This window comes from Streptomyces sp. NBC_00448 (assembly GCF_036014115.1).
Lineage (GTDB): Bacteria > Actinomycetota > Actinomycetes > Streptomycetales > Streptomycetaceae > Actinacidiphila.
This window is the reverse complement of record NZ_CP107913.1, coordinates 2,432,886-2,458,896: the sequence shown is the minus strand read 5'-3', so window position 1 is coordinate 2,458,896 and position 26,011 is coordinate 2,432,886. Positions and strand designations below refer to the sequence as shown.

The window sequence follows — 26,011 nt, the reverse complement described above, 5'->3', positions numbered from 1 at the left end:
ACGCCCGCCCGCGGCGGGCGGGCCCGGGAACCGAATGTGTGCACCACCACCGCATTCATGATCGGCAAAGGCGTTCCACCAGCGGCTTTCGTGCGGCAGCATGAGGGGCATGCCTGCCCTCAACCGCGCCGAGGCCGAGACCCGCGCCCGTGACCTGGCCGTAGAGCACTACGCGATCGACCTCGACCTCACCAGGGGCGAGGAACGCTTCGGATCGACCACCGTCATCCGATTCGCGGCGCTCCGCGACTGCGACAGCTTCGCCGAGATCGAGCCCGCCGCCCTGCACCGGGTGCTGCTCGACGGCGCCCCGCTCGACCACGCGCTGGTCGACGGCAACCGGCTGCCGCTGCCCGGACTCACCGCGGGCCCGCACGAACTGCGGGTCGAGGCCGACATGAACTACTCGCACACCGGCGAGGGCCTGCACCGCTTCACCGACCCCGCCGACGGTGAGACGTACCTGTACACCCAGCTCTTCCTCGACGACGTGCGCCGGGTCTTCGCCGCCTTCGACCAGCCCGACCTGAAGGCCCGCTTCGACGTGGCGGTCACCGCGCCGGAGGACTGGGCGGTGCTCGGCAACGGCACCGCCACCCGCACCGCGCCCGGCCGCTGGCAGATGGCCACCACCCCGCCGCTGCCCACGTACGTCGTCGCGGTCGCCGCCGGGCCGTACCACACGGTGCGCGCCGAGCACGCCGGGCTGCCGTTCGCCCTGCACTGCCGCCGCTCGCTCGCCGAGCACCTGGACCGGGCCGCGCCCGACCTGTTCGCCTTCACCTTCGGCTGCTTCGACCGCTACCGCGAGATGTTCGCCGAGCCGTACCCGTTCGACTCCTACGACCAGGCGTTCGTGCCCGAATTCAACTTCGGCGCGATGGAGAACCCCGGTCTGGTCGTCCTGCGCGACGAGTACGTCTACCGCTCCGCCGCCACCCCCAGCGAACTGCTGGACCGCGCGGTGGTCATCGCCCACGAGATGGCCCACATGTGGTTCGGCGACCTGGTCACCCTGCGCTGGTGGGACGACATCTGGCTGAACGAGTCGTTCGCCGAGTACATGGGCTTCCAGATCGCCTCCGAGGCCCCCGGCTTCGACGGCGCCTGGACCGGCTACGGCGCCCACCGCAAGTTCCGCGGCTCCGACAGCGACCAGCGCCCCTCCACCCACCCGGTCGCGCCGCTGCCCGAGGACGTCCCCGACACCGCGTCCGCGCTGACCAACATCGACGGCATCTCCTACGCCAAGGGCGGCTCCGCACTGCGCCAGCTCGTCACGTGGATGGGCCGCGAGGACTTCCTGGCCGGCCTCAACGAGCACTTCGCCCGGCACCGCTTCGGCAACGCCCGCCTCGCCGACCTGATCGACTCGCTCGCCTCCGCCACCGACCGCGACGTGACGGCGTGGGCCGAGGCATGGCTGCGCACCACCGGCGTGGACACCCTCACCCCGGCCGCCTCGCCCGCGCCCGGCGGCTGGCGGCTGGAGATCGGCCACAGCGGCGAACGCCCGCACCGCATCGGCGTCGGACTGTACGACCGGGCCGACGGCGACCCGGCGCGGCTGGTGCTGCGCGAGCGCGCCACCGTCGACATCACGGCCACCGCCGCGGTCGAGCGCCGTACCTTCGACGGCCCCCGGCCCGACCTGGTGCTGCTCAACGACGGCGACCTCAGCTACGTCAAGGTCCGCTTCGACGACCGCTCGTGGGAGGCGGTCCGCGACGCCCTCGGCAGCATCCCCGACCCGCTGTCCCGCTCGGTGGCGTGGAACGCGGCCCGCGACCTGGTGCGCGACGCCCGGCTGGCGCCCGCGGAGTACCTGGCGCTGGTGGGCCGGCATCTGCCGGCCGAGTCCGACCCGGCGATCGTGCAGGGCGTGCTCACCTTCGCCCGCGCGACCGTCGCCGACCGCTACCTCGACCCGGCGCTGCGGCCCGACGCGCTCGCCGGCCTCGCCGGGACCGCCCGCGCGCTGCTCGCCGAGGGCCGGGCCGGCAACCGGCTCACCGCCACCCGCGCGCTGATCGCCTCCGCGCTGAGCGCCACCGACGCGGCCGAGCTGCGCGACTGGTACGACCGGGGCGTGCTCCCCGGCGACGGCACGCTGGACCAGGAGCTGCGCTGGCTGCTGCTGGCACGGCTGGCCGTGCTGGGTGCGGCCGGCGCCGCCGACATCGACGCGGAACTGGCCCGCGACACCAGCGCCACCGGCCACGAGTCCGCCGCCCGCTGCCGTGCGGCGCTGCCCGACAAGGACACCAAGTCCGCCGCCTGGCAGGCGATCTTCCATGACGACGCGAGCTCCAACCCGCTGCTCGGCGCGGCCGTGGAGGGCTTCTGGCAGCACGAGCAGCGGGCCCTGCTGGACGGCTACCTGCCCCGCTACTTCCCCGACGCCGTCGCGCTCGCCGCCCGCCGCGGGCCGGCCGTCGCGAACATGGTCGCCCGCAGCGGCTTCCCGTTCACCGAGATCACCGCGGAGACGCTCGCGTTGGGCCGGGCCGCCCTCGACGACCCCGCCGTGATCCCGGCGCTGCGCCGCACGTTCGACGACCAACTGGACGATCTGGCAAGGGCGTTGCGGGTCCGGCAAGTGTTCGGCGGCTGAACGGCGGCTGACCGCCGGCTGATCGGGGAGCCCGGAGAACCCAGGGGAGCCCGGGGCGGCCGGGGGAGATCCGGCCCGCGCGCGAGAGCGCGGGCCGGGCCCCGACGGCCGCCGGATCAGGGCTTGATCGGCATCGGCGCGGCGAACTTCCGTGTCTGCGCGATCAGTTCCGGCTCGGTGAGCTCCGACGAGCCCGCGTCGACGCACAGGATCACGTTGCCGGACCGCACCAGGATGTTGGTGCTGCTCTCGTAGTCGCCCTTCGGGGTGACCTTCAACGCGTACGCCTCGTCGCCCAGGTCCTTCACCGGCGTCAGCGTCGCGGTGGTCGTGACCTTCTTGCTGTCGCCGGTGTTCGCCTCGTAGGTCCCGCAACGCTTCACCACGGTCTTGATCGTCGTGATCAGCTTCTCCGCGTTGTCCCCCTCGAAGCCGGCGAACGCCACTTCCTGGGAGCTGCTCATCGGGTCCAGGATCGTCTCGTACGCGTCCGAGGCCCGGTAGTCCGTCAGCAGGTCGTCGGGTTCCACGACGGTGAGCGCGTTGTTGCAGGTGTCGGTCGGCAGCCGGGCGGGGTCGGGGTCGGCCAGGCCGTTGGCGCTGTCGGCCTCGCTGCCCTTCTCCACCGTCCAGCCCGACGGCAGCGTGGCGACGGTCGGCAGCGCCGCCTTGAGCTTGTCGCCGTCGGGCGTGGTGGGCGGCGGCGTCGTCGGCACCGGGGCCGGCGTCGCGGTGTCGGACGTGGAAGCCGGCGGCGTGGTGCTGTCGGCCGCGGGTGTGTCGTCGTTGCACGCCGTCAGCAGCAGAGCACAGGCCGCGAGCGCGCCCACGGACGCGGCAGCCTTCTTGATACGCACGGAAGTCCCCCCGGACAGATGGTCGAAAGTCTCAGCAAAACGGCCGCAATCGAACCGATGCGGCCCGCACGAACCTATCCGACCGCCCCACCCGAACCATCCGAACCCGAAACACCACGGCTTTGCTGTACGGGATCTCCACAACTGGACCGCATCCATTCCGGGTTCACGCCGTACATCCCGCCGGCGGCGGCCCGTGCGGTCCGAACAACCGCCGGAACGTACCCATTCGGGCCAATCGTCGTTGAGCAGGGCGCCCCTTGTCGTGCGCGCCGGCGGGCGCCGACGCGCACCGCGTCGCGCCGCCGCTGAGTGAGGAACGACCATGCCGATGCCCGGACTTGCCGGTGGACGTGGAGCCGCCGAGGCGCTGCGGCCCCTGGTGGACACCGTGTGCGGCGCCCTGGCGGAGGGCGCGCGCGACCGCGGCGGACCGATGCCGCGCGGCGGCCCCGAGGAAGTGGCCCGGCTCGTCGAGCGGGCCGTCCCCGACGTGCTGCCGCGCTCCGGCACCGGCGAGCACGAAGCACTCGCCACGCTGGTGCACCTGATGGCGGCGGGCGCCGCCGACCCCGCCGACGGGCTGTGCGCCGCGCACCTGCACTGCCCGCCGCTGGCCGTCGCCGCTGCCGCGGACCTGGCCGCCTCCGTGCTCAACCCGTCCATGGACTCCTGGGACCAGGCGCCGGCCGCCAGCGCCCTCGAAGCGCGGGTGACCGCCGCGCTGGCCGCCGTCGTCTACCCCGACCTGCCGGCCCCCGACGCCCTGGTGACCACCGGCGGCACCGAATCCAACCAGCTCGCGCTGCTGCTCGCCCGCGAGCGTGCCGCCGGCGGCCCCCGGGTCCAGGTCGTGTGCGGCGCCAACGCCCACCACAGCGTCCAGCGCTCCGCCTGGCTGCTCGGCCTGCCGCAGCCGATCGTGCTGGACACCCCCGCCGGCGTGCTCGATCCCGCGGCAGTGGACACCGCACTCGACCAACTGCCCGGCCGTCCCCTGGTGGTGGCCACCGCGGGCACCACCGACAGCGGCGCGATCGACCCGCTGCCCGCCATCGCCCACGCCACCGGAGCCCACGGCGCCGAACTGCACGTGGACGCCGCCTACGGCGGGCCGCTGCTGTTCAGCAGCCGCGAGGCCGCCAAGCTCGACGGCCTGCAGTCCGCGGTGTCGGTCACCCTCGACCTGCACAAACTCGGCTGGCAGCCGGTCGCCGCCGGCCTGCTCGCCGTGCCCGACGGCACCGCGCTGCGCCCGCTGACCCACCAGGCCGACTACCTCAACGCCGCCGACGACACCGAAGCCGGCCTGCCGGACCTGCTAGGCCGGTCCCTGCGCACCTCCCGCCGCCCCGACGTCCTCAAGATCGCCGTCTCGCTGCGCGCGCTGGGCCGCGAGGGCATCGCCGCCCTGGTGGACGCCGTCTGCGACCTCGCCACCGACCTCGCCGACCGGGTCCGGCGCCACCCCGCGCTCACCCTGCACGCACCCCCCGCGATCAGCACCGTCCTGTTCCGCCCGACCGCCGCGGACGACGAGGAGACCGCCGAACTGCGCCGCCGCCTGATGTACGAGGGCCGCGCCGTCCTCGGCCGGGCCCGCGCCGACGGCCGGCTGTGGCTGAAGGCCACCCTGCTCAACCCGCACCTGCGTTCCGACGACCTCGACACGCTGCTGAAGCTCACCACGGAAGGCACCACGGCACGATGAACCCCACTCCGGCCGGTACCGACGGCGCCCCCGACACCGCCGCGCCCGCGGACGAACCGTTCGACCTGCTCGGCATCGGCATCGGGCCGTTCAACCTCTCGCTGGCCGCGCTCGCCGACGGCCTCCCGGGTCTGACCGCCGCCTTCTACGACCAGTGCCCCGACTTCCGCTGGCACCCCGGACTGCTGATCGACGGCGCCACCTTGCAGGTGCCCTTCCTCGCCGACCTGGTCACCCTCGCCGACCCGGCCAACCGCTGGACCTTCCTGAACTGGCTGAAGAGCCGCGAGCGGCTCTTCCCGTTCTACTTCGCCGAGCGCTTCCACGTGCACCGCGCCGAGTACGACGCCTACTGCCGCTGGGTCGCGGAGTCGCTGCCCACCACCCACTTCGGCCAGCAGGTCGACAGCGTGCGGTGGAACCCGGCCCGCGCCCTGTTCGAGGTGGACCACACCCACGTCGACGCGCACGGCGAGGCCGAGGCGCTGGCCCGCACCTACGCCCGCCACCTGGTGCTCGGCATCGGCACCCAGCCGCACGTCCCCGAGCCGCTGCGGCCGCTGGCCGACACGCCAACAGTGCCGGTCGTGCACTCCTCGCGCTACGTGGAGGAGCGGGCCCGGCTGCTGGCCGCCGACCACATCACGGTGGTCGGCTCCGGCCAGTCCGGCGCCGAGGTCTTCCTCGACCTGCTGCGCAACCGGCCGGCCGGCCGGGAGCGGATCACCTGGCTGGCCCGTACCCCGGCGTTCGCGCCCATGGAGTACAGCAAGCTCGGCCTGGAGCACTTCACCCCCGACTACACCCGCTACTTCCACGGCCTGGCCGAGCCGGTCCGCGACCGGCTGGTGCCGCGGCAGTGGCAGCTGCACAAGGGCATCGACGCCGACACCATCGCCGCGATCCACGAGGAGCTGTATCGCCGCACCCTGGACGGCGGCTGGCCCGACGCGGTGCTCACCCCCGGCGTCGCCGTGCGCACCGCCGGCCGGCTCGGCACCCAGAGCGTCGAACTGCACCTGGAACACGCCGACCAGGGCACCCGCACCCGGCTGATCACCAGCGCCGTGGTGCTGGCCACCGGCTACGAGGAGCGCCCCCTCGACCGCCTGCTCGACCCGCTCGCGCCGTACATGGAGCGGGACGAGGGGGGGCGGCCGAGGATCGACGCCCGCTACCGGATGCGGCTGGACCGGTCGGTCTCCGGCCGGGTCTACGTGCAGAACGCCGAGCGCCACTCGCACGGCGTCGGCGCCCCCGACCTGGGCCTGGCGGCCTGGCGTTCCGCGCTGGTGCTCAACGACCTGACGGCGCTGCTGACCGGCGAGGAGCACTACCCCCTGCCGGCCAGGACCGCCTTCACCACCTTCGGACTCGACGGTGCCGCCGCGAGCGACGTACCTACCCGAACAGCGGCGCTCCGGCGCGGGTGAGCCGCCACTGGTCGGCGCCGAAGGTCGACGGGTCGATTGTGCCGCGCGCCTGCACCCACGCGATGATGGTGTTGCGGATCTCGTCGGAACTGGACCACACCGACTGCGCGGTCGCCACGTGCGGGTAGTTGCTGCCGCCGCTGGAGCGGTAGTTGTTCACCGCGAGCACGAACTGCGCGGCCGGGTCGATCGCCGCCCCGCCGTGGGTGAGGTTCACGATCCGGGAGCCGGCCGGCTGCGCGATGTCGATGTCGTACGACACCCCGCTGAGCACGTCGTAGCTGAAGTCGGGGGTGTTGTCGGCGTTGGTGATCTTGGTGACGTCGACCGGGGCGTCCGGCGCGGTCTGCACGAAGTACTCCGCGGACCACTCCAGGTAGTCCTTGACCTGGGCGCCGGTGAGGATCTTCGAGTCCAGGGTGTTCTCGTAGACGTACAGGCCCGCCACGTCGCGCAGCGAGACCTGCCCGGCGGGGATGGACGCGGTGCGGGAGAACGGCGACGCCTGGGAGAGCACCGGCAGGTCGGCGTACTGGGTGCCGGCCAGCGCGGCGGTGACGGTGTCGGACTGCACCTGGTTGATGAAGTCGATGATCGGGGTGTCCTTGTAGGTGGACTCCGCCGCGGACATCGCCTCGGTGCAGGTGCCGACGACCTGGTTGACGTAGGCCACGACCTTCTGGTGCTCGTCGCGCACCAGCTTGGCGACGACCGGGTCCTCGGCGACGGTGTTGGCGTTGCGCACCCCGGCCTGCACCGAGGTGACCTTCCACCGGCCGTGCTCCAGCTCCAGGTCGATGTCGAAGACGCTCAGCCGCATGCCCCACATCAGCGGCTCGGACAGCACCACGGTCTTGCCGGTCTGCTCGTTGACCACCAGCGTCTGCGGGCGCTCCACGTGGGTGTGGCCGACCAGGATCGCGTCGATGCCGGGCACCTGCGCGGCGACCAGCGAGGACGCGTTCTCCGGGTAGGGCACCGCGTCGCCGTAGGTGGTGCTGCCGTCCAGGCCGGAGTGGTCGGTGCAGAACACCACGTCGCAGCCGAGCGCGCGCAGCTTCGGGACGTAGATCTTCGCCTGCTCGACCAGGCCGGGGAAAGCCAGCTGCCCCTGCACGTTGGCCTTGTCCCACACCGCGATGCCGGGGTTGGTCAGGCCCAGGATGCCGACCTTGATGTTCGGGCCGCCCTTCACCCGCAACTCCTTGACCAGGTAGGGCGGGAAGGCCGGGCGCAGCGTCTTGGCGTCGACCGCGTTGGCGGCCAGCAGCGGGAAGTCGCACTGCTCCTGGAAGGCGCGCAGCAGCGGGATGCCGTAGTTGAACTCGTGGTTGCCGAGCGCGGCGGCGTCGTACTTCATCTGGTTCATCGCCAGCGCCATCGGGTGCTTGGGGCCCTTGACGGGGCCGGTGATCGGCTCGACGCGGGCGTAGTAGTACGACAGCTGGGTGCCCTGGATGATGTCGCCGGCGTCGACCAGCAGGGTGCGGTCGTGGCCCTTCTCGGCGCGGGCGTCCTCGATCAGGGTGGCGAGCTTGGCCATGCCGACGTCGTTGTGGTCGGCGTCGTCGTACTCGGCGTCGGTGAAGTAGTCCCAGTTCAGGGCGTGGCCGTGCACGTCGGTGGTGCCCAGCACGCGCAGGCTGTACGTCGTGGGCCGGTGGCCCGGCCCGTGGCCGTGCCCGGGGCGCTTGTCGGACGCCTGCGCGGGGGTCGCCGCCACCGCGCCGGCCGCCCCGGTGAGCGCGACACCCGCACCTGTCGCGGCGGATCGGTTGATGAAGTCCCTGCGGTTGAGCGGCATCTGGGTTCTCCCTGCGGGATGAGCGGCACGTGGGGCCGGGTTCGAAACTGCAACGCGCGTAGATTCTGGACCACGCGAAGCCGCTTGCAACACCCCCGGCGGGTGAACGGACCATCGCTCGTACACGATCCGCCCATGATCGGACGGCGGCCGGTGCAGGTAAGGCGCGCGGACCGCCACCGAGGGTGACAAACGCGCTCATCGGAGCGGGCCCCTGCACACTTCGATACTTGTCAACAACCGTTAATCCGAACGTCGTTGGGCTGTTGACGTCACCGGGCTCCCTACCAACGAGTAAGTCATACGCTCGACACATGCGCCGAGCCAAAATTGTCTGCACCCTGGGCCCCGCCACCGAGTCCTACGACCAGATCAAAGCACTGGTCGAGGCCGGGATGGACGTCGCCCGCCTGAACCTGAGCCATGGCGGATACGCCGAGCACGAGGACCGCTACCGACGCGTGCGCAAGGCCGCCGACGAGACCGGGCGCAGCGTCGGCATCCTCGCCGACCTTCAGGGTCCGAAGATCAGGCTGGGACGTTTCGCCGAAGGCCCCGTACTGCTTGAACGCGGCGACGAGTTCACCATCACCGTCGATGACATCGAGGGTGACCAGCTGATCTGCGGCACCACCTACAAGGGACTGACGGCCGATGTCGCCCGCGGTGAGCGCATCCTCGTGGACGACGGCCGGGTCACCCTGGAGGTGACCGACGTCGAAGGCCCCCGCGTGCACACCATGGTGATCGAGGGCGGCATGGTCTCCGACCACAAGGGCCTCAACCTGCCCGGCGTCGCGGTCTCCGTGCCGGCCCTGTCCGACAAGGACATCCGCGACCTGCGCTGGGCGCTGCGCACCGGCGCCGACGTCATCGCGCTGTCCTTCGTGCGCAGCGGCCGCGACATGGACGACGTGCTGCGGATCATGGCGGAGGAGGGCCGCCGGGTCCCGGTGATCGCCAAGATCGAGAAGCCGCAGGCGGTGGAGAACCTCGAGGACATCGTCGACGCCTTCGACGGGATCATGGTCGCGCGTGGCGACCTGGGCGTCGAGATGCCGCTGGAGGCGGTGCCGATCGTCCAGAAGCGCGCGGTCAAGCTCGCCCGGCGCAACGCGAAACCGGTCATCGTCGCCACCCAGATGCTCGACTCGATGATCGACAACTCCCGCCCCACCCGCGCCGAGGCCAGCGACGTGGCCAACGCGGTGATCGACGGCACCGACGCGGTGATGCTCTCCGGCGAGACCAGCGTCGGCAAGTACCCGATCGAGACGGTGAAGGTGATGTCCCGGATCGTGGCCGCCGCCGAGGAGGACATCCTCGCCGCCGGCCTGCCGCCGCTCACCGACAGCAACAAGCCGCGCACCCAGGGCGGCGCCGTGGCCCGCGCCGCGGCCGAGATGGGCGACTTCCTCGGCGCCGCGTACCTGGTGGCCTTCACCCAGTCCGGCGACACCGTGCGCCGGCTGTCCCGCTACCGCTCGCCGATCCCGGTGCTCGCCTTCACCCCCGAGCAGGACACCCGCTCCCAACTCAACCTGACCTGGGGCGTGGAGACCTTCCTCGGCCCGATGGTGCAGACCACCGACGAGATGGTGCAGCAGGTGGACGAGCAGTTGCTGCGGATCGGCCGCTGCAAGAAGGGCGACGTCGTGGTGATCACGGCCGGCTCGCCGCCCGGAATGCCCGGCACCACCAACATGGTCCGGGTACATCACATCGGTGAGGACGACTCCCCGAAGAAGTAATGCGTTATCGCGGACGTTGGTGCTGACTTCGCCGGGCGGAGCGGCCGGCGCCCCTCCTCCAATACCGGGCCCCGCGGGACGACCAGTCCCGCGGGGCCCGTCGATTTTCGGTCAGTGGCGGAAACGTCAAAGCACCGCTATTAACGCTGTGTTACATGCTGGCAATATCCAATCGGGCCCGGACCGGGCGGGCCGCCGCCGCCCGCGGGCACCCGGGTAATCCCCTTGCGGTGTTCTGGTCCGAAATGACGGCGTACCGCCGTCGCCGCCCGGTCGCGCCCACTGGAAGTGCGGGTTCTCACCATGCGGACCTTGCGCAAAGCACCCAAACGACTCGGCAAACCTCAACGGAAGCTCAAGTAAGGGCGTTTGGCATAACAAGACAGTCACACTCTTCGCCGTACCGCTCCCCGATGTCGCGTCACGCGCCTAGAGTCACCGCCAGTCACCGCGCTTCCGAATTAGCGACCTCGGACTGCCGCACGTGACTTCGGCCGTCCATGAGGACCGGTCGGGCCAGGGGAAAGGACCGCTTGTGCGACACCGCTCTTTGCTGCTGCTCACCTCCGTATTGACCACAGGAGCCCTCACACTGACCGCTTGCGGCTCGCGCAGCGACGACAGCAAGAAGAGCAGTGGTGACGGCGGTGGCGGCAGCAACATCACCCTCACCATCGGCGTCGACGCGCCGCTCACCGGCCAGAACTCCGCCACCGGCCTCGGCCTGCAGTACGGCACGCAGATCGCGGTGGACGACGCCAACGCCCAGAAGCTCGTCCCCGGCGTGACCTTCAAGGTCAAGGCGTTCGACGACAAGGCGCTGCCGGCCACCGGCCAGCAGAACGCCACCGCCCTGGTGCAGAACAACAACGTCATCGGCGTCGTCGGCCCGCTCAACTCCGGCGTCGCCCAGTCGATGCAGCAGGTCTTCGCCACCGCGAACCTGGTGGAGATCTCGCCCGCCAACACCGACCCGACCCTCACCCAGGGCAAGAACTGGGCGAGCGGCAAGAAGGTCCGCCCCTTCAAGACCTACTTCCGCACCGCCACCACCGACGCCAACCAGGGCGGCTTCGCGGCGGACTACGCCTACAACACCCTGAAGAAGAAGAACGTCTTCGTCGTCGACGACAAGCAGGCGTACGGCGCCGGCCTGGCCGCGATCTTCAAGGGCAAGCTCTCCTCCCTGGGCGGCAAGATCGCCGGCACCGACCACGTCAACACCGGTGACACCGACTACTCGGCCCTGGTCACCAAGATCAAGCAGTCGCACGCCGACATGCTCTACTACGGCGGCCAGTACGACGAGTCGGAGCTGATCACCAAGCAGCTCAAGGCCGGCGGCGTGAACATCCCGCTGATGGGCGGCGACGGCATGTACTCCGACACGTACATCAAGACCGCGGGTGCGGCCGCCACCGGTGACCTCGCCACCTCCGTCGGCGTCCCGGTCGCCACCCTCCCGGCCGCCCAGACCTTCATCAAGACCTACAAGGCCAAGGGCTACCCGGGCGACTACGGCACCTACGGCGGCTACTCCTACGACGCCGCGACCGCCATCATCCGCGCCGTCAAGGCCGTGATGGACGCCAACGGCGGCAAGCTGCCGGCCATGAACGACGCCCGCTCCAAGGTCGTCGACGCCGTCCAGAAGACGGACTTCCAGGGCATCGCCGGTCACGTCTCCTTCGACCAGTACGGCGACACCACCAACAAGCAGCTGACCGTGTACCAGGTCAAGAACGGCAAGTGGACCTCCGTGAAGACCGGCGTCTACTCGGGCTGACCGGACCCCGCACCACCCGAGGGCCGCGCGGCCGGTCACCCCGGCCGCGCGGCCCGCCGTTTGTCGTACCACCCCCGGACCCCGCAGCACTCCCCGGACCCCGCACCACCGCACCACCGCTCCGCGCGCCCCGGGGGACCGCGCCCACCGTCCCCGACTCACCTGCTCCCAGCGACATGGAGGCCATGCGGTGCACACCCTGCCGCAACAGCTGGCCAACGGGCTGTTCCTCGGCTCGATGTACGGGCTCATCGCCATCGGCTACACGATGGTGTACGGCATCGTCCAGCTCATCAACTTCGCCCACGGCGAGATCTTCATGACCGGCGCCTTCGGCGCGCTCACCGTATGGAACATCCTGCCCAGCGGCATGAACATCTGGGCCGCGCTGCCCCTGATGCTCGTCGGTGGCGCCATCGTCTCCATGCTGATCGCGGTAGGCGCCGAACGGTTCGCCTACCGGCCGCTGCGCGGCGCACCCAGACTCGCGCCCCTCATCACCGCCATCGGCCTCTCCCTCGCCCTCCAGCAGGCGATCTTCGTGTGGTACCCCGGTGCCGACAACGCCAAGGACTTCCCCCAACTCGGCACGCACCCCTACCACCTGGGCTCCATCAGCATCCAGCGCAACGACATCTTCCTCGTCGTCGCCGCCGCGATCTGCATGATCGGCCTGGCCGCCTTCGTCCGCAGCAGCCGCACCGGCCGCGCGATGCAGGCCACCGCACAGGACCCGGACACCGCCCAGCTCATGGGCATCGACACCAACCGCATCATCGTGATCGCCTTCGCCATCGGCGGCCTGTTCGCCGCCGTCGCCGGCGTCGCCTACGGCCTGAAGTACGGCCAGGTCACCTACAACATGGGCTTCCAGGCCGGCCTGAAAGCCTTCACCGCGGCGGTCCTCGGCGGCATCGGCAACATCTACGGCGCCATGCTCGGCGGACTCGTCCTCGGCATCGCCGAAGCCTGCGCCACCGCCTACATCGCCAACATCCCCGGCATGCACCAACTCGGCGGCCAAGGCTGGGCCAACGTATGGGCCTTCGTCCTGCTCATCGTGGTCCTGCTGGTCAGACCACAGGGCCTGCTGGGTGAACGCGTAGCGGACAGGGCGTGATCCCGATGACAGACATCCCCACCACCGCGGCCCTCCAGCCCGTCCCGCTCGGCACCACCAACCCCGACGCACCGCGCGCCGACTCCTTCGTCACCCTGCCGCCCGGCGTCGCCCGCATCGCGACCCTCGTCGGCGTCGTGGGCACCGTGGTGTCCACCTTCATGTCCTGGACCTACACCTCCGACTTCCCCGGCGACCTCACCGTCAACGGCTACCCCGGCGGCCTGCAGGTCCTCACCCTCATCGGCGCCATCCTCACCGGCCTGGTGGCCCTCGGGGCCTTCGGGGTCAAGGGCCTGACCTGGCTGGTGCCCAACCGGTCGCCCAACGCCGTCCTGCTGCTCGCCGCCGGCACCTTCGCCACCACCTGGTACGCCGTCATCGCCATCGCGCAGGAACTCGGCGGCCTGGCCAACCTCAACCCCGGCGGCTTCGTCGCCGCCGTCGCCTCGCTGGTCCTGCTCGTCGGCGCCCTGGGCCTGCCCATCGACCGCCGGCCCCTGGACGACTCCGACGCCGAGTACTACGAACTCGGCCGCCTCAGCGAGAACGGCGCGACCCGCGGCACCTACCGCTGGCTGCGCTCGGCCCGGCTCAACCACCGCGAGCTGCCGGTCTCCGACCCCGCCAAGGCGCCGCTGTGGGTGCAGTACCTCATCGTCGTCGTGGTCGCCGTCGCCGGCGTGAAAGTCCTCACCTACGGGCTGGCCACCGGCTACACCGAACTCTTCGTCGGCTACCTGATCCTGCTCGTCTTCGCCCTCCTGGCGTTCAGCGCCGCCGGACTCACCCGGCAGTTCTCCAAGATCACCGGCGATCACCGGCCGTTCTCGATGTCGGTCGGCATCCTCGCCGCCATCGCCTACCCGTTCGTCCAGAACAACGAGCACTGGGCGAACCTCGGCGTCAACATCCTCATCTTCGGCACCGTCGCCCTGGGCCTGAACATCGTCGTCGGCCTCACCGGCCTGCTCGACCTCGGCTACGTCGCCTTCCTCGGTGTCGGCGCCTACGCCGCGGCCCTCGTCTCCGGCTCCCAGTACTCCATCTGGTCCGGCGTCCAGTTCCCCTTCTGGGCCGCCGCCCTCACCGGCATGGCCGCCTCCCTGGTCTTCGGCGTCCTCATCGGCGCCCCCACCCTGCGGCTGCGCGGCGACTACCTGGCCATCGTCACCCTCGGCTTCGGAGAGATCTTCCGCATCGCCGTCAACAACCTCGACGGCGTCTCAGGACCCAAGGTCACCAACGGGCCGAACGGCATCCCGAACATCCCCGACCTGTCGGTCTTCGGCTACAACCTCGGCAACCCGCACCAGATCGGCTCCATCACCCTCGGCCGGTTCGCCAACTACTACCTGCTGATGCTCGTCATCACGGTGATCGTGGTGCTCGTCTTCACCCGCGCCTCCGACTCCCGCATCGGCCGGTCCTGGATCGCCATCCGCGAGGACGAGACCGCCGCCACCGCCATGGGCATCAACGGCTTCCGGGTCAAGCTCATCGCGTTCGCGCTCGGCGCCTCCCTGGCCGGCCTGGCCGGCACCGTCAGCGCCCACGTCACCTACAGCGTCGTGCCCAATCCCTACCAGTTCTCCGGCGCCGCACCGCCCAACTCCGCGTTCCTGCTCGCCGCCGTCGTCCTTGGCGGCATGGGCACCGTCAGCGGACCCATCCTCGGCGCCGCGCTCCTCTACATCGTCCCCGAGAAGCTGGGCTTCCTGCAGCGCTACGAACTCTTCGCCTTCGGTGTCACGCTCATCCTGATCATGCGCCTTCGGCCCGAGGGCATCATCCCCAACCGGCGCCGCAAGCTCGAGTTCCACGAGGAAGAAGCCCTGCTACCCACGCAACGACCGCTCGGCGACGACACCATCGCCGTCGGCGAGGCAGGGGCGTGAAGGACACCATGACCACGACGACCAGCACCGCCGCCGCCCCGGCGGCCACCCCCGGCAGCACCCCGCTGCTCCAGGCCAGCGGCGTCATCATGCGGTTCGGCGGCCTCACCGCCGTCCGCGACGTCAGCCTCACCGTCAACAGCGGCGAGATCGTCGGCCTGATCGGCCCCAACGGCGCCGGCAAGACCACCTTCTTCAACTGCCTCACCGGGCTGTACGTCCCCACCGAGGGCTCCGTCAGCTACAAGGGCACCGTCCTGCCGCCCAAGCCCCACCTCGTCACCAAGGCAGGCGTCGCCCGCACCTTCCAGAACATCCGGCTGTTCGCCAACATGACCGTGCTGGAGAACGTCCTGGTCGGCCGGCACACCCGCACCCGCGAGGGCCTGCTCTCCGCCCTCATCCGCGGCCCCGGCTACCACAAGGCCGAAGCCCGCTCCCGCGAACGCGCCATGGAACTGCTCCAGTTCACCGGCCTCGCGGAGAAGGCCGACCACCTCGCCCGCAACCTCCCCTACGGCGAGCAGCGCAAGCTGGAGATCGCCCGCGCACTCGCCAGCGAACCCGGGCTGCTGCTGCTCGACGAGCCCACCGCCGGCATGAACCCGCAGGAGACCCGCGCCACCGAGGAACTGGTCTTCGCCATCCGCGACCAGGGCATCGCCGTGCTGGTCATCGAGCACGACATGCGGTTCATCTTCAACCTCTGCGACCGCGTCGCCGTCCTGGTCCAGGGCCAGAAGCTGGTGGAGGGCAGCTCCGAGGTCGTCCAGAGCGACGAACGCGTCATCGCCGCCTATCTGGGCGAGCCGTTCGAGGCGGAGGGGACCCCGCAGTCGGCGGCGCCCGAGGCCGAGGCGGAGCCGGAACCGGAACCGCCGGTCGAGCCGGAACCGCCGGTCGAACCCCCGGTCGAGCCGGAACCCGCGGCTGAGCAGGAGCAGGAGCAGGAGCAGGAGCCGCAGCCGGAGCCCCCGACCGAGCCGGACCCCGAGCCCGGCACCGGCGCGCACGAGCAGGAGAACGACCGATGACCGCACTGCTCGAAGTAGAGGACCTCCGGGTCGCCTACGGCAAGATCGAAGCCGTCAAGGGCATCTCCTTCTCGGTCGAAGCCGGCCAGGTCGTCACCCTCATCGGCACCAACGGCGCCGGCAAGACCACCACCCTGCGCACCCTCAGCGGCCTGCTCAAGCCCATCGGCGGACGGGTGACCTTCGACGGCAAGGTGCTCAGCCGGGTACCCCCGCACAAGATCGTCGCCCTCGGCCTGGCCCACTCCCCGGAAGGCCGGCACATCTTCCCCCGGCTCAGCATCGAGCAGAACCTGCTGCTCGGCGCCTTCCTGCGCAGGGACACCGCCGGCATCACCAAGGACGTCGAGCGCGCCTACGAGCTCTTCCCGATCCTCGGCGAACGCCGCAAACAGGCCGCGGGCACCCTCTCCGGCGGCGAGCAGCAGATGCTCGCCATGGGCCGCGCCCTGATGTCGCAGCCCAAACTGCTCATGCTCGACGAACCCTCCATGGGCCTCTCGCCGATCATGATGCAGAAGATCATGTCCACCATCGTCGAGCTGAAGTCCCAGGGCACCACCATCCTGCTCGTCGAGCAGAACGCCCAGGCGGCCCTCTCCCTCGCCGACCAGGCCCACGTCATGGAGATCGGCAGCATCAAGATCTCCGGCACCGGCCAGGACCTGCTCCACGACGAGGGCGTCCGCAAGACCTACCTCGGCGAGGACTGAGCATCAGGCAACACCGGTAGCACCCCATGAGTAAGGCCCGCACTCCAGGAGTGCGGGCCTTACCGGTGCCCGGCCGGCGCCTTGGCGGAGTCCGGTCAGTCCTTCTCCGTCACCTCGTCGATGACCGCCTGCGCCACCGCCTGCATCGACATCCGGCGGTCCATCGACGTCTTCTGGATCCACCGGAACGCCGCCGGTTCGCTCAGCCCGTACTTCGTCTGCAGCACGCTCTTCGCCCGGTCCACCAGCTTGCGCGTCTCCAGCCGCAGCGACAGATCGGCGATCTCCAGCTCCAGGGCGCGGAGCTCCTGGAACCGGCTCACCGCCATCTCGATCGCCGGCACCAGGTCGCTCTTGGTGAACGGCTTCACCAGGTACGCCATCGCGCCCGCGTCCCTGGCCCGCTCCACCAACTCCCGCTGCGAGAAGGCGGTCAGCATCAGCACCGGTGCCAGCTTCTCCCCGGCGATCTGCTCCGCCGCGCTGATGCCGTCCAGCACGGGCATCTTCACGTCCAGGATCACCAGGTCGGGGTGGAGTTCCTGCGCGAGCTTCACCGCCACCTCGCCGTCGCCGGCCTCCCCGACCACGGAGTAGCCCTCCTCCTCCAGCATCTCCTTCAGGTCCAGCCGGATCAGCGCCTCGTCCTCGGCGATGACGACACGCGTGGTCACGGGCGGCACATGCGCGGAAGCGTCGTCCTGCGCGGGGGTGGGCTCGTCGGGGGCGCTCACGGTGCGGTGCTCCTCGGGTCATGGCGTCGAATCCTGCTACCTGAGCCTACCCAGCTCGGGTAGAGTTTGAATACGGAGGTGGTAAGCTGACCTCTGTTTTGAAGGCCCCGGTAGCCCAATTGGCAGCAGGCAATGGATTCAAAACCCATACAGTGTCGGTTCGAGTCCGACTCGGGGCACTTTACCTTCGATTCGAAGGCTGGCGCCTTTTCGGCGTACGCCGATCGGGTGAATCTCCCCGGCGTCCCCTTCCGTGATCCAATCACGCGTCGATCATGGCTCATATGTACGATTCCGCGACTCGACGCCATGCGCTGGCGCAGGTGGCCACCGGTCGCAGCCTGAACTCGGTGAGCCGGTCCACCGGCATATCGCGCGCCGCGCTCAGGAGTTGGCGCGACCACGGCATCAAGCCGGTCCGCCGGGGAGCGACGCCGCTGCGGACGGACGGCCCCGCGTATCCGTACCTGCTCGGCCTCTACCTCGGTGACGGCTGCATCAGCGCCCACCGGCGCGGGGTGCATGCGCTGCGGATCGCCTGCGGCAACGCCTGGCCCGGACTCATCGACGCCTGCGAGGAGGCGATCCGCGCGGTCCGTCCGGGCGGTGCCGTCTTCCGAGTGGCCCAACAAGGCTGTGTGCAGGTCACGTCGATGAGCAAGCAGTGGCCGGCGGTCTTCCCCCAGCACGGTCCCGGGCGGAAACACGAGCGGAAGATCACACTGGAGCCCTGGCAGCAGGAGATCGTGGCCGCGTACCCGTGGGAGTTCATCTGCGGGCTGATCCACTCCGACGGCTGCCGGGTCACCAACTGGACCGTGCGGACGGTCGGAGGGCTGCCGAAGCGCTACGAATACCCGCGGTACTTCTTCACCAACACCTCGGCCGACATCCGGGGACTGTTCACGGCCGCGCTCGACCGCGTCGGCGTGGTGTGGACCGAGACCCGTAGACGCGGTGAGGCGCGGAACATCTCCGTCGCCCGGCGTGCCTGTGTCGCGGTGATGGACCTGCACGTGGGCCCCAAGTACTGAGGCCCGTCGGCGGGTCAGGCGGTTGTGGGGGCGGGCGGGGAGGCGGGGCGGAGCATGCAGGTGAGGCGGGCGGTGCAGACGCGCTTGCCGGTGGCGTCGTCGGTGATGACGATCTCGTAGCTGGCCGAGGAGCGCCCGCGGTGGACCGGAGTGGCGGTCCCGGTCACCGTGCCGGTGCGCACGCTGCGGTGGTGCGTCGCGTTGAGGTCGACGCCGACCGCGATCTTGTTGGGCCCGCCGTGCAGCATCGCCCCGACCGACCCGAGGGTCTCCGCCAGGACCGCGGAGGCGCCGCCGTGCAGCAGCCCGTACGGCTGGGTGTTGCCCTCGACGGGCATGGTGCCCACCACCTTGTCGGCCGCGGCCTCGGTGATCCGGATGCCCATCCGGCTGCCGAGCGGGCCGGCCGAGAACAGCGCGGGCAGGTCGATGCCGAGTCCGGCGTACTGCGCCAGCGTCTGCGGGGAGAACTGGGTGGGGGTCTGCTCGCCCATGCGGGTCGGCTCCGTTCTGCGGTTGTGCCACCGGTTCGTGCAGGTCGAGGGTAAGGGGCCGGGCGGGAGTGCGGGCCGGTCGGGGTCCGGTCGGGCCGGGTCGGGGTCGGCCGGAGTCAGGGCCTGCCGGGGCCGTGGGGTTCGAGCCGGATCACCACGGACTTCGACGCGGGGGTGTTGCTGGTGTCGGCGGTGTGGTCGAGCGGCACCAGCACGTTGGTCTCGGGGAAGTACGCGGCGGCGCAGCCGCGGGGGGTGGGGTAGTGCACGACGCGGAAGCCGTCGGCGCGGCGTTCGGTGCCGTCGGTCCACTCGCTGACGAGGTCGGCGTAGTCGCCGTCGGCGAGGCCGGCCGCGGTGGCGTCGTCGGGGTGGACGAGGACGACGCGGCGGCCGCCCTTGATGCCGCGGTAGCGGTCGTCGAGGCCGTAGATGGTGGTGTTGTACTGGTCGTGCGAGCGGAGGGTCTGGAGCAGCAGCCGTCCGGCCGGGACTTCGGGGTATTCCAGGGGCGCGGCGGTGAAGTTGGCCTTGCCGGTGGCGGTGGGGAAGGTACGGCTGTCGCGGGGGGCGTGCGGGAGGGTGAAGCCGCCGGGGTGGCGGACGCGGGTGTTGAAGTCGTCGAAGCCGGGGACGACGCGGGCGATGCGGTCGCGCACCCGGTCGTAGTCGGCTTCGAAGTCGGCCCAGGGGATGGCGTGGCGGGGGCCGAGCACGGCGCGGGCGAGGCGGCTGACGATGGCCGGTTCGGAGAGCAGGTGGGGGGAGGCGGGGGCGAGGTTGCCGCGGGAGGCGTGCACCATGCCCATGGAGTCCTCGACGGTGACGAACTGGTCGCCGCCGGCCTGCCGGTCCTTCTCGGTGCGGCCGAGGGTGGGCAGGATCAGGGCGCGGGCGCCGGTGACGGCGTGGGAGCGGTTGAGCTTGGTGGAGACGTGGACGGTCAACCGTGCCGTGCGGACGGCGGCTTCGGTGACGTCGGTGTCGGGGGAGGCGGAGACGAAGTTGCCGCCCATGGCGAGGAAGACCTTGGCGGTGCCGTCGCGCAGGGCGCGGATGGCGCGCACGACGTCGTAGCCGTGGTGGCGGGGCGGTGCGAAGCCGAACTCCTTCTCCAGGGCGTCGAGGAAGGCGGGGGCGGGGCGTTCGAAGATGCCCATGGTGCGGTCGCCTTGGACGTTGGAGTGGCCGCGGACGGGGCAGACGCCGGCGCCGGGGCGGCCGACGTTCCCGCCGAGCAGCAGGAAGTTGACGACTTCGCGGATGGTGGGGACGGCGTGCTTGTGCTGGGTGAGGCCCATGGCCCAGCAGACGACGACGCTCTTGGCGTCGAGGACGAGGGCGTGCAGTTCGTGGATCTCGGCGCGGGTGAGGCCGGTGGCGCGTTCGACCTCGGTCCAGTCGGTGGCGCGGGCGGCGGCTTCGTACTGCTGGTAGCCGTGGGTGTGGGTGGTGAGGAAGTCGTGGTCGAGGGCGTCGGCTTCTATGAGGAGGCGGCCCAGGGCGCGGAAGAGGGCCTGGTCGCCGCCGAGCCGGATGGGCAGGTGCAGGTCGGACAGCGCGGTGCCGCGGCCGGCCAGGCCGATGGCGGTCTGCGGGTTCTTGAACCGTTCGGTGCCGGCTTCGGCGAGCGGGTTGACGGTGACGATGCGGGCGCCGCCGCGTTTCGCCTTCTCCAGGGCGGAGAGCATCCGCGGGTGGTTGGTGCCGGGGTTCTGGCCCGCGACGATGATCAGTTCGGCGCGGTGGAGGTCTTCCAGCAGGACGCTGCCCTTGCCGACGCCGAGGGTCTCGGTGAGGGCGGAGCCGGAGGACTCGTGGCACATGTTGGAGCAGTCGGGGAGGTTGTTGGTGCCGAAGGCGCGGGCGAAGAGCTGGAGGAGGAAGGCGGCTTCGTTGCTGGTGCGGCCCGAGGTGTAGAAGACGGCTTCGTCGGGGCTGTCCAGGGCGCCCAGTTCGCCGGCGATGATCTCGAACGCCCGCTCCCAGGGCACGGCTTCGTAGTGGTCGGCGCCTTCGGGCAGGTACATCGGCTGGGTGATGCGGCCTTGCTGGCCGAGCCAGTATCCGCTGCGGCGGGCCAGGTCGGAGACGGGGTGCGCGGCGAAGAAGTCGGGGGTGACCCGACGCAGTGTCGCTTCCTCCGCGACGGCTTTCGCGCCGTTCTCGCAGAACTCGAACGTGTGGCGGTGGTCGCCTTCGGGCCAGGCACAACCGGGGCAGTCGAAGCCGCTCTTCTGGTTGACCTTCAGCAGGGTCAGCGCGGTTCTTCTGGCGCCCATCTGGGCTTCGGCGATCTTCATGCTCCGAGCGACCGCGGGCAGCCCCGCGGCGGCGTGCTTCGGCGCGCCGACGTGCGGCGCGTCCTGGACAGGGTCACCGGTGGGGGGCTTCTTCGCCATACGGCCACTGTATTGCCGCCGGCTCGCCTCCGGGCCCTTCGGTCCCCGAGTGGGCACGAACACCCTCCCGGCCCACCCGTGGTAGCCGGCGGGCCGGCGGCGAAAGAAGGGAGTGTCGGTGGGGCGTGGGAGGATCGGATCGTGGCTGAGAAAGTATCCGGATCGAAGAAGACGACCGACCGACCGCGGCTGATGCTGCTCGACGGGCATTCGCTGGCGTACCGGGCGTTCTACGCGCTGCCCGTGGAGAACTTCAACACGGTCACGGGCCAGCCGACGAACGCGGTGTACGGGTTCGCGTCGATGCTGGCGAACACGTTGCGTGACGAGCAGCCGACGCACCTGGCGGTGGCGTTCGACGTGTCGCGCAAGACGTGGCGGTTCGACGAGTTCCCGGAGTACAAGGCGACGCGGTCGAAGACCCCCGACGAGTTCAGCTCGCAGGTCGGGCTGATCGGGGAGTTGCTGGACGCGATGCTGGTGCCGCGGTTCGCGGTGGAGGGCTTCGAGGCCGACGACATCATCGCCACCTTGGCCACGCAGGCGGAGGCGCTGGGTTACGAGGTGCTGATCGTCACCGGTGACCGGGACTCGTTCCAGCTGGTGTCGGACCATGTCACGGTGCTGTACCCCACCAAGGGCGTATCGGAGCTGACGCGGTACACCCCGGCGAAGGTCGAGGAGCGGTACGGCCTGACGCCGAGGCAGTATCCGGACTTCGCGGCGCTGCGCGGTGACCCGTCGGACAACCTGCCGGGTATCCCGGGGGTGGGGGAGAAGACCGCGGCGAAGTGGATCACCCAGTTCGGTTCGTTCGCGGAGCTGTGCGAGCGGGTCGACGAGGTGAAGGGCAAGGCGGGCGAGAACCTGCGGGCCCATCTGGACGCGGTGAAGCTGAACCGGCGGCTGACCGAGATGGTGCGGGACGTGGCGTTGCCCGCGGGTGCCGAGAAGTTGGGCCGGGAGCCGTACGACCGCGAGGCACTGGGCCAGGTGCTGGACGCGCTGGAGTTCCGCAATCCGAACTTCCGGGAGCGGCTGTTCGCCGCCGATCCGGGTGCGGCCGCGGAGGAGGCGGAGATCGCCGAGGGGGTGGCGGTCGAGGGCGAGGTGCTGTCGGCCGGCGAGCTGCCGGGCTGGCTGGAGTCGCATGCCGAGGGCCCGGTGGGGCTGGCGAGCGTGGACACCTGGGCGCTGGGTTCGGGCGGTGTCACCCAGGTCGCGCTGGCCGCGGGCGAGGACGCGGCGTGGTTCGACCCGGCGCAGCTGGACGGGGCGGACGAGAAGGCGTTCGCGGCGTGGCTGGCCGATGCCGAGCGGCCCAAGGTGGTGCACAACGCGAAGAACGTGATGCGGGTCTTCGCCGAGCACGGCTGGCGGGTGGAGGGCGTCGGGATGGACACGGCGCTGGCGGCGTACCTGATCAAGCCGGGCCGCCGGTCGTTCGCGCTGGACGTGCTGTCGGTGGAGTACCTGGGGCGTGAGCTGGCGCCGGCGGCTTCGGACAGCGGCCAGTTGGCGTTCGGCGAGGAGGACGACGGAGAGGCGGCCGCCGCCGAGGCGCTGATGGTGCAGGCGCGGACCGTGCTGGACCTGGGCGAGGTGTTCGGGCAGCGGCTGCCGGAGGTGGGCGCGGCCGAGTTGCTGCATGACGTGGAGCTGCCGACGTCGGCGCTGCTGGCGAAGATGGAGCGGGCCGGGATCGCGGCGGACCGGGCGCATCTGGAGGGGCTGGAGGAGCAGTTCGCGGGCGCGGTGCGGCACGCGGTGGAGGAGGCGCATGCCTCGGTGGGCCACGAGTTCAACCTCGGCTCGCCCAAGCAGCTCCAGGAGGTGCTCTTCGGCGAGCTGGGCCTGCCCAGGACGAAGAAGACGAAGACCGGTTACACCACGGACGCCGACGCGTTGGCCTGGCTGGCCGGGCAGACCGACCACGAGCTGCCGGTGATCATGCTGCGCCACCGTGAGCAGGCGAAGCTGCGGGTCACCGTGGAGGGCCTGGTCAAGACGATCGCGCCCGAGGGCCGTATCCACACCACGTTCAGCCAGACCGTCGCGGCCACCGGGCGGCTGTCCTCCACCGACCCCAACCTGCAGAACGTCCCGGTGCGCACCGACGAGGGCCGGGCGATCCGCCGCGGTTTCGTCGTCGGCGAGGGGTACGAGTCGCTGCTCACCGCGGACTACAGCCAGATCGAACTGCGGGTGATGGCGCACCTGTCGGAGGACGACGGCCTGATCGCCGCGTTCACCTCCGGTGAGGACCTGCACACCACGGTCGGCTCCCAGGTGTTCTCCGTCGAGCGGGACAAGGTCGACGCGGAGATGCGCCGCAAGATCAAGGCGATGTCGTACGGCTTGGCGTACGGCCTGTCGGCGTTCGGGCTGTCGCAGCAGTTGGGGATCGAGGCGGCCGAGGCGCGTGCCTTGATGGAGACGTACTTCGAGCGGTTCGGCGGGGTGCGGGACTATCTGCACCGCGCCGTCGAGGAGGCCCGCGGCACCGGGTACACCGAGACGCTGCTCGGCCGCCGCCGCTATCTCCCTGACCTGAACAGCGACAACCGGCAGCGCCGGGAGATGGCCGAGCGGATGGCGCTCAACGCGCCGATCCAGGGGTCGGCCGCGGACATCGTGAAGATCGCGATGCTCCGGGTCGACGAGGCGCTGACCGAGCAGCAGCTCGACTCGCGGATGCTGCTCCAGGTGCACGACGAAATCGTGCTGGAGGTCGCCCCGGGCGAGCGTGAGCAGGTGGAGGCGCTGGTCCGCCGCGAGATGTCCACGGCGTACCCGCTGCGTGCTCCGCTCGATGTGTCCGTGGGTGCGGGTCCTGACTGGGAGTCCGCGGCGCATTAGTCAACGGGACCCTCCGGGGTGGGTGGTTCCGTCGGTTCAGGGACCGCCTGCCGGTGGGTGGGTGACGCTCTTCTCGCGGAGGAGCCGCACAAACCAGGGGGCGCGTGGGGGTACCTCCCAGGCGAAGCTCTGGGGGGAGAACTGCGTGCGCAACGGTCCACCGGCAGGTGGTCCCTGAACCGGCAGAAGGGGGCAGCCCGGTGGGTCCCGCACCCAACGGACCACATCCGTACCCTGTGGATTCATCGGGACCCTGTAGTCGGGGGGCTGAAGTTGCCGTAGGGTCATCCGAGTTGCGGAGCCGGGACGGGCCCGTATCTCGCTTTGGGGAGGGACGCCGATATGGCAGCGCGGCGCTTCGGTAAGAGCAAGAGGGTGCGCAGGACAGCGGCGGGCACCGCGGTGGCCGCCGCGGCGATGGCCGCGTTGGGAGCCTCACAGGCTCCCGGCCTCCTCCCGGTCGCTCATGCCGCCACGCAGGAGCAGCAGTCGCAGGCCCAGGCGGGCGCGACGCCCGACGGCTCCATCGACGGCGACTCCCCGTACGTCACCCAACTTCCCCCGCTCAACACGCCGCAGGGCCCGGTCGCCTCGACCCCCGGCAGCGGCAGCGGGACGACCGTGACGGTGCCCGGCGGCGGCGCGAGCCTGCCGACGACGGTGCTCGCGGCGTACGAGCGCGCACAGGAGTCGGTCGCGCAGTCCGACCCGGGCTGCCACCTGCCGTGGCAGTTGCTGGCCGCGATCGGGCAGGTCGAGTCCGGGCAGGCCCGCGGTGGCGCCGTCGACGCGAACGGCACCACGTACAAGCCGATCCTCGGCCCGGTGCTGAACGGCAAGGGCTTCGCGAACATCACCGACACCGACAACGGCCGGTACGACGGCGACCCGGTGCACGACCGGGCGGTCGGGCCGATGCAGTTCATCCCGTCCACCTGGCGCACGTGGGGCGCGGACGGCAACGGCGACGGGGTGAGCGACCCGAACAACATCTTCGACGCCGCTCTCGCCGCCGCGCACTACCTGTGCGCCGACGGCCGGAACCTGGCGGTGCCGGGCGACATGGACCGGGCGATCCTCGGCTACAACCACTCGCAGGACTACCTGAACCTGGTGATGGCCTGGTACGAGCACTTCCGGCAGGGCGGCACGGTCTCCGTGCCGGACCGTCCGGGCTCGTCCGGCCCCGCGATCAAGGCGCCGGCTCCGGTGACGTCCTCCCCGAAGCCGTCGCCCTCGGGCACCGCGTCGCCGTCTCCGTCGCCGACGAAGAGTGTGGGCGGCACCGTGGCGCCGACCTCGCCGGGTTCGTCCAGCCCGACGGGCAGCCCGACCGGCGGCCAGCCCAGCACGCCGCCCACCGGGGACCCGACGGACCCGCCCACCACGCCGCCCACCGGGGACCCGACCGACCCGGGCTGCCCCACGGACTCCACGACGCCCACTCCCACGGACTCCGGCACCGCCACGCCGACGGCCACGCCGACGCCGACGGACTCCGGCACGGCCACGCCGACGCCGGACCCCTGCGGAACCGACGGCGCGGGCAGCGGTGACGGCAGCGACGGTACGGGGACCCCCGACCCCACCAACACCGCTGGCGCGGCTACCGGGGCAGCGCTCAAGCCGTAACCGGGGCCAGGTGACATGACCCTCCGGGGCGGGTGGTTCTGTCGGTTCAGGGATCACCTGCCGGTGGATGGTCGGGCGCGCAGTTCTCCCCCAGAGCTTCGCCTGGGTGGAACCCCCACGCGCCCCTTGGTGTGT

General features: G+C 70.9%; 17 protein-coding genes and 1 tRNA gene. 13 read left to right on the top strand and 5 right to left on the bottom strand.

From position 1 onward, the window contains the following. Window positions 1-109 precede the first annotated feature (109 nt). Window positions 110-2,614 (top strand): aminopeptidase N, encoded by a 2,505-nt coding sequence (gene pepN / locus OG370_RS10435; protein ID WP_328462865.1) that lies wholly within the window; start codon window positions 110-112, stop codon window positions 2,612-2,614. A gap of 116 nt (window positions 2,615-2,730) precedes the next feature. Here pepN and OG370_RS10430 read toward each other — a convergent pair whose 3' ends face one another. Beyond that, window positions 2,731-3,471, bottom strand: a complete 741-nt coding sequence (locus tag OG370_RS10430) for a hypothetical protein (protein WP_328462863.1) — start codon at window positions 3,469-3,471, stop codon at window positions 2,731-2,733. 325 nt (window positions 3,472-3,796) lie between these two features. On the opposite strand from OG370_RS10430, the gene OG370_RS10425 reads away from it, so the two are divergent. Further along, the gene (locus OG370_RS10425) at window positions 3,797-5,182 is read left to right on the top strand and encodes a pyridoxal phosphate-dependent decarboxylase family protein (protein ID WP_328462861.1); all 1,386 of its coding nucleotides are present in this window, start codon (window positions 3,797-3,799) and stop codon (window positions 5,180-5,182) included. Beyond that, entirely contained in the window at window positions 5,179-6,615 is a 1,437-nt protein-coding gene (locus OG370_RS10420; RefSeq protein ID WP_328462859.1) for a lysine N(6)-hydroxylase/L-ornithine N(5)-oxygenase family protein, read from the top strand. The genes OG370_RS10425 and OG370_RS10420 overlap by 4 nt, the downstream gene beginning before the upstream one ends. Here OG370_RS10420 and OG370_RS10415 read toward each other — a convergent pair. Next, window positions 6,584-8,419 carry a bifunctional metallophosphatase/5'-nucleotidase gene (locus OG370_RS10415; RefSeq protein WP_328462857.1) on the bottom strand — a complete coding sequence of 612 codons (1,836 nt, stop codon included), beginning with the start codon at window positions 8,417-8,419 and terminating at the stop codon, window positions 6,584-6,586. The two genes, OG370_RS10420 and OG370_RS10415, sit on opposite strands and share 32 nt — an antisense overlap. A 314-nt stretch (window positions 8,420-8,733) precedes the next feature. Here OG370_RS10415 and pyk point away from each other — a divergent pair, with 314 nt between their 5' ends. The 6 genes from pyk to OG370_RS10385 all read left to right on the top strand — a co-directional run bounded on the left by pyk (window position 8,734) and on the right by OG370_RS10385 (window position 16,721). After that, window positions 8,734-10,170 carry a pyruvate kinase gene (gene pyk, locus OG370_RS10410; protein ID WP_328462855.1) on the top strand — a complete coding sequence of 479 codons (1,437 nt, stop codon included), beginning with the start codon at window positions 8,734-8,736 and terminating at the stop codon, window positions 10,168-10,170. Between the two features lie 535 nt (window positions 10,171-10,705). Further along, window positions 10,706-11,956 (top strand): branched-chain amino acid ABC transporter substrate-binding protein, encoded by a 1,251-nt coding sequence (locus OG370_RS10405; RefSeq protein WP_328462853.1) that lies wholly within the window; start codon window positions 10,706-10,708, stop codon window positions 11,954-11,956. Between the two features lie 190 nt (window positions 11,957-12,146). Next, entirely contained in the window at window positions 12,147-13,076 is a 930-nt protein-coding gene (locus tag OG370_RS10400; protein WP_328462851.1) for a branched-chain amino acid ABC transporter permease, read from the top strand. A gap of 5 nt (window positions 13,077-13,081) precedes the next feature. Continuing rightward, window positions 13,082-14,974: a branched-chain amino acid ABC transporter permease gene (locus OG370_RS10395; RefSeq protein WP_328462849.1), complete on the top strand. Its 1,893-nt coding sequence runs from the start codon at window positions 13,082-13,084 to the stop codon at window positions 14,972-14,974. An 8-nt stretch (window positions 14,975-14,982) separates the two neighbouring features. Next, window positions 14,983-16,008: an ABC transporter ATP-binding protein gene (locus tag OG370_RS10390; RefSeq protein WP_328462847.1), complete on the top strand. Its 1,026-nt coding sequence runs from the start codon at window positions 14,983-14,985 to the stop codon at window positions 16,006-16,008. Further along, on the top strand, window positions 16,005-16,721 hold the full coding sequence (locus tag OG370_RS10385; RefSeq protein WP_328462845.1) for an ABC transporter ATP-binding protein: 717 nt from the start codon (window positions 16,005-16,007) through the stop codon (window positions 16,719-16,721). The genes OG370_RS10390 and OG370_RS10385 overlap by 4 nt, the downstream gene beginning before the upstream one ends. A gap of 95 nt (window positions 16,722-16,816) precedes the next feature. On the opposite strand, the gene OG370_RS10380 is transcribed toward OG370_RS10385, so the two are convergent. Then, window positions 16,817-17,455, bottom strand: coding sequence for an ANTAR domain-containing response regulator (locus OG370_RS10380; protein ID WP_328462843.1), 639 nt, complete (start codon window positions 17,453-17,455; stop codon window positions 16,817-16,819). Window positions 17,456-17,559: 104 nt separating this feature from the next. Between OG370_RS10380 and OG370_RS10375 the strand changes: the two genes are divergently transcribed. Both OG370_RS10375 and OG370_RS10370 read left to right on the top strand, forming a co-directional pair. Next, window positions 17,560-17,634: transfer RNA gene (locus tag OG370_RS10375), tRNA-Leu, on the top strand. Between the two features lie 105 nt (window positions 17,635-17,739). Beyond that, window positions 17,740-18,489 (top strand): transcriptional regulator, encoded by a 750-nt coding sequence (locus OG370_RS10370; protein ID WP_328462841.1) that lies wholly within the window; start codon window positions 17,740-17,742, stop codon window positions 18,487-18,489. 14 nt (window positions 18,490-18,503) lie between these two features. On the opposite strand, the gene OG370_RS10365 is transcribed toward OG370_RS10370, so the two are convergent. Together OG370_RS10365 and OG370_RS10360 are read right to left on the bottom strand one after the other, a co-directional pair. Beyond that, the gene (locus OG370_RS10365) at window positions 18,504-18,983 is read right to left on the bottom strand and encodes a PaaI family thioesterase (RefSeq protein WP_328462839.1); all 480 of its coding nucleotides are present in this window, start codon (window positions 18,981-18,983) and stop codon (window positions 18,504-18,506) included. 116 nt (window positions 18,984-19,099) lie between these two features. Continuing rightward, window positions 19,100-21,385 (bottom strand): FdhF/YdeP family oxidoreductase, encoded by a 2,286-nt coding sequence (locus OG370_RS10360; protein ID WP_328462837.1) that lies wholly within the window; start codon window positions 21,383-21,385, stop codon window positions 19,100-19,102. Between the two features lie 192 nt (window positions 21,386-21,577). Here OG370_RS10360 and polA point away from each other — a divergent pair, with 192 nt between their 5' ends. Both polA and OG370_RS10350 read left to right on the top strand, forming a co-directional pair. Next, window positions 21,578-24,244: a DNA polymerase I gene (gene polA, locus OG370_RS10355; protein ID WP_328473964.1), complete on the top strand. Its 2,667-nt coding sequence runs from the start codon at window positions 21,578-21,580 to the stop codon at window positions 24,242-24,244. 375 nt (window positions 24,245-24,619) lie between these two features. After that, on the top strand, window positions 24,620-25,876 hold the full coding sequence (locus OG370_RS10350; RefSeq protein WP_328462835.1) for a lytic transglycosylase domain-containing protein: 1,257 nt from the start codon (window positions 24,620-24,622) through the stop codon (window positions 25,874-25,876). Window positions 25,877-26,011: the final 135 nt, after the last annotated feature.

What these genes read in the sequence shown, in the direction of transcription:
- pepN (WP_328462865.1), top strand. Translation starts at nt 110, where the DNA reads ATGCCTGCCCTCAACCGCGCCGAGGCCGAGACCCGCGCCCGTGACCTG.
- OG370_RS10425 (WP_328462861.1), top strand. Translation starts at nt 3,797, where the DNA reads ATGCCGATGCCCGGACTTGCCGGTGGACGTGGAGCCGCCGAGGCGCTG.
- OG370_RS10420 (WP_328462859.1), top strand. Translation starts at nt 5,179, where the DNA reads ATGAACCCCACTCCGGCCGGTACCGACGGCGCCCCCGACACCGCCGCG.
- OG370_RS10415 (WP_328462857.1), bottom strand. Translation starts at nt 8,419, where the DNA reads ATGCCGCTCAACCGCAGGGACTTCATCAACCGATCCGCCGCGACAGGT.
- pyk (WP_328462855.1), top strand. Translation starts at nt 8,734, where the DNA reads ATGCGCCGAGCCAAAATTGTCTGCACCCTGGGCCCCGCCACCGAGTCC.
- OG370_RS10395 (WP_328462849.1), top strand. Translation starts at nt 13,082, where the DNA reads ATGACAGACATCCCCACCACCGCGGCCCTCCAGCCCGTCCCGCTCGGC.
- OG370_RS10390 (WP_328462847.1), top strand. Translation starts at nt 14,983, where the DNA reads ATGACCACGACGACCAGCACCGCCGCCGCCCCGGCGGCCACCCCCGGC.
- OG370_RS10385 (WP_328462845.1), top strand. Translation starts at nt 16,005, where the DNA reads ATGACCGCACTGCTCGAAGTAGAGGACCTCCGGGTCGCCTACGGCAAG.
- OG370_RS10370 (WP_328462841.1), top strand. Translation starts at nt 17,740, where the DNA reads ATGTACGATTCCGCGACTCGACGCCATGCGCTGGCGCAGGTGGCCACC.
- OG370_RS10365 (WP_328462839.1), bottom strand. Translation starts at nt 18,983, where the DNA reads ATGGGCGAGCAGACCCCCACCCAGTTCTCCCCGCAGACGCTGGCGCAG.
- OG370_RS10360 (WP_328462837.1), bottom strand. Translation starts at nt 21,385, where the DNA reads ATGGCGAAGAAGCCCCCCACCGGTGACCCTGTCCAGGACGCGCCGCAC.
- polA (WP_328473964.1), top strand. Translation starts at nt 21,578, where the DNA reads ATGCTGCTCGACGGGCATTCGCTGGCGTACCGGGCGTTCTACGCGCTG.